General features: G+C 69.6%; 2 protein-coding genes. Both read left to right on the top strand.

Going from position 1 to position 2,984, the window contains the following annotated elements:
- Nucleotides 1-143 precede the first annotated feature (143 nt).
- On the top strand, nt 144-2,258 hold the full coding sequence (locus tag BW949_RS16305) for a YjbH domain-containing protein (protein ID WP_076367981.1): 2,115 nt from the start codon (nt 144-146) through the stop codon (nt 2,256-2,258).
- A 92-nt stretch (nt 2,259-2,350) separates the two neighbouring features.
- Nucleotides 2,351-2,977, top strand: a complete 627-nt coding sequence (locus BW949_RS16300; protein WP_159440082.1) for a YjbF family lipoprotein — start codon at nt 2,351-2,353, stop codon at nt 2,975-2,977.
- Nucleotides 2,978-2,984 lie beyond the last annotated feature (7 nt).

The raw sequence follows: 2,984 nt of genomic DNA, 5'->3' as shown, positions 1-2,984 counted from the left end.
GCGCGTTAGAGTATCATTCCGACGCCTGAGGGGGATTTGCGTTGGTTTTGGGGATGTTTTGGGGGTTTTGTCGGGGCTTGGGCGTTCTGTGGGCGTTCCGGGGCGCGCTTGGGGTTGCGTTCTGTGGGGGGCTTTGGGGTGTCTTGTCGCTTTCGGGTCCGGCGCGGGGCGAGGTTCTGCATTACGGCAGCTATGGGTCTCCGGGTCTGATCGACATGCCGGTGGCGCAGGCGGCGCCGGATGGGCAATTCAGCCTGAGCATGTCGTTTTTCGAGAATGTCTGGCGCGGGCAGATGCAGTTCCAGATCACGCCGCGCCTGTCGGGGGGCTTTCGCTATTCGATCATCGACGGCTATCTGACGCCGCTGGGGGTGGGCGGCGGGACGGTCTATGACCGCAGCTTTGATGTCAGCTATCTTCTGTCCGAGGAGACGCGGCACGCGCCGTCGCTGATGATCGGGCTGCGCGACTTTGGCGGCACCGGGCTTTACGAATCGGAATATATCGTTGCGACCAAGCATCTTGGCGACCGTCTGACGGTGACGGGGGGCCTTGGCTGGGGGCGTCTGGGCAGCTTCGGCGGCTTCACCAACCCGCTGGGTCTGATCGACACGCGCTTCGAACGGCGGCCGGTTCCCCTGGGCATCGGGGTGACGGGCAAGGTGGCGTTCGACCGGTTCTTCCGCGGCGATGCGGCGCTGTTCGGGGGGGTGGCGTGGCAGGCGACGGACCGTCTGAAGCTTCTCGCGGAATATTCCTCGGACGGCTATGTCGAGGAGGTGTGGCGGATGGGGTTCGAGCACCGCACGCCGCTGAACTTCGGGGTGGAATACCGCCGCAGCGACACCACCAGCTTCTCGGGCTATCTGCTGCATGGCGCGCAGCTGAGCGTGCAGATGACCTATTCCTTCGACCCGCGCCGCGACCGCGGGCGCAACGGCATCGAAAGCGCGCCGGCGCCGATCGTGCCGCGCGATCAGGTGGCCGCGGCCAGCTGGGGCGATGTCGTCACGGGATCGGGGGCGGGATCGGGCACGGCTTCGGGGACGCCTTCGAGGGTGGGGCTTCCCGACGGGCGGGCGCGTCTGGCGGCGGCGCTGGCGGAGGATGGGCTTGCGCTCGAGGGGCTCGAGATCGGCGGGACACGGGCGCGTCTGGCGCTGCGCAACCCGCGCTATGGGGCGCTGCCCGAGGCGCTGGGGCGGGCGGCACGGCAGATGGCCAACACGCTGCCGCCCGAGATCGAGACCTTCGAGATCGTGCCGGTTGCGGGGGGGATGGCGCTGTCTTCGGTGACGCTGGCGCGGTCGGATCTGGAGGATCTGGAACATGCGCTGGACGGCAGCTGGCAGAGCTTTGCGCGCGCCCGGATCGCGGCGCCGGGGGCGCCGGTGCCGGTGGCGCCCGGCGCCTATCCCGATCTGCACTGGCGCCTGACGCCCTATCTGAGCCCCGCGCTCTTTGACCCCGACGACCCGGTGCGGGCCGATCTGGGGGTGCAGCTGTCGGGGACGCTGGGGCTGGCGCCGGGGCTGATGCTGTCGGGGGCGGTGCGCGCGCCGGTGGTGGGCAACCGCGACCAGGCGACACGGGTGTCGACCTCGGTGCTGCCGCATGTGCGCTCGGATGTGGTCACCTATGACACGCACTCGGAGATCGCGCTCAGCGTCCTGACGGCGGATTATCTCTTCCGGCCCGGCCCCGATCTCTATGGGCGGGTGTCGGCGGGCTATTTCGAGCCGATGTTCGGCGGCGTCTCGGGCGAGCTTCTGTGGAAGCCGGTGGACAGCCGGCTGGGTCTGGGGATCGAGCTGAACCGCGTCGCCCAGCGGGCCTATGACCAGGGCTTCGGGTTCCAGGATTACGCGGTGACGACGGGCCATGTCTCGGCCTATTACGACTTTGGCGGCGGCTATGTCGGCCAGCTGGATGCGGGGCGCTATCTGGCCGGGGATTGGGGGGCGACGGTGACGCTGGACCGCGAATTCGACAACGGCTTCCGCGTGGGCGGGTTCTTCACCCTGACCGACGTGCCCTTCAGCACCTTCGGCGAGGGCGCCTTCGACAAGGGCATCCGTCTCTCGATCCCGGTCGAATGGCTGGCGGGGATGCCCTCGCGGCGGGGCTTCTCGACCGTCATCCGCCCGATCCAGCGCGACGGCGGCGCGCGGGTCGAGATGCCCAACCGGCTTTACGAGATGGTGCGCGCGGCGCATGCGCCCGAGCTTCAGGACCGCTGGGGGCGGTTCTGGCGATGAGCGCGCGGCGGGGTGCAGGCGGGGGCTTGCGGCGGGGATCGCGGCAGGGCTTGCGGCGGGGGCTGGGGGTGGCCCTGGCCCTGACCCTGGGAATGCCTCTGGCCCTGGGGGCCTGTTCGTCCGATCGCGCCGAGACGGAATTCCTGCGCGCGGCGCTGCCCAGCTTTGGTCAGCCGCGCCTGCCGAAGGTCTCGGAACGCTTCACGCGGGCCGCCGCCCACCGCGGGCTGACCTATATGGTCGCGGTCGAGAACCGCGAGAATGCGCTGGGGATCTTTGTCGAGGAAACGCCGGGCGCGCGCGCCACGGCCAGCTTCATCTCGCAAGACGATGTGGGCATCGCGCTGCGCAACGGCTTTCTGGTGGGCACGCGCGGTCTGGGCGACGACCTTCTGGCGGCCGACGAAAGCCGGGTGGCGCCGCTGGTTCTGGCGCGCCGTCCGGGGGTGGTGGACCACTTCTACACGGTGCTCGGCCCCGACGCCCAGGCGGTGCGGCGCGCGACCCGCTGCGTGCTGCGCGCGGCCCCGCCCGAGGTGGTGGATCTGGGCCCCGAGAAGGTGCCGGCCGATGTCATGACCGAAGACTGCAACGGCACCGGGCTGTCTTTCCAGAATGCCTACTGGATCGAACGCGGCACGACCCGTATCGTCCAGTCACGGCAATGGGGCGGGCCGGTCAACGGCAGCCTGGCCCTGCGCGAGACGCCCTGGCCCTGAGAGGGTG

The organism is Phaeovulum vinaykumarii, assembly GCF_900156695.1.
In the GTDB taxonomy this organism is placed as follows: Bacteria; Pseudomonadota; Alphaproteobacteria; order Rhodobacterales; family Rhodobacteraceae; genus Bieblia_A; species Bieblia_A vinaykumarii.
Note: the sequence above shows the minus strand (reverse complement) of the source record. Positions and strands in the feature narration are given on the sequence as shown.

Coding starts and splice junctions, on each gene's coding strand:
- BW949_RS16300 (WP_159440082.1), top strand. CDS start 2,351: ATGCCTCTGGCCCTGGGGGCCTGTTCGTCCGATCGCGCCGAGACGGAA.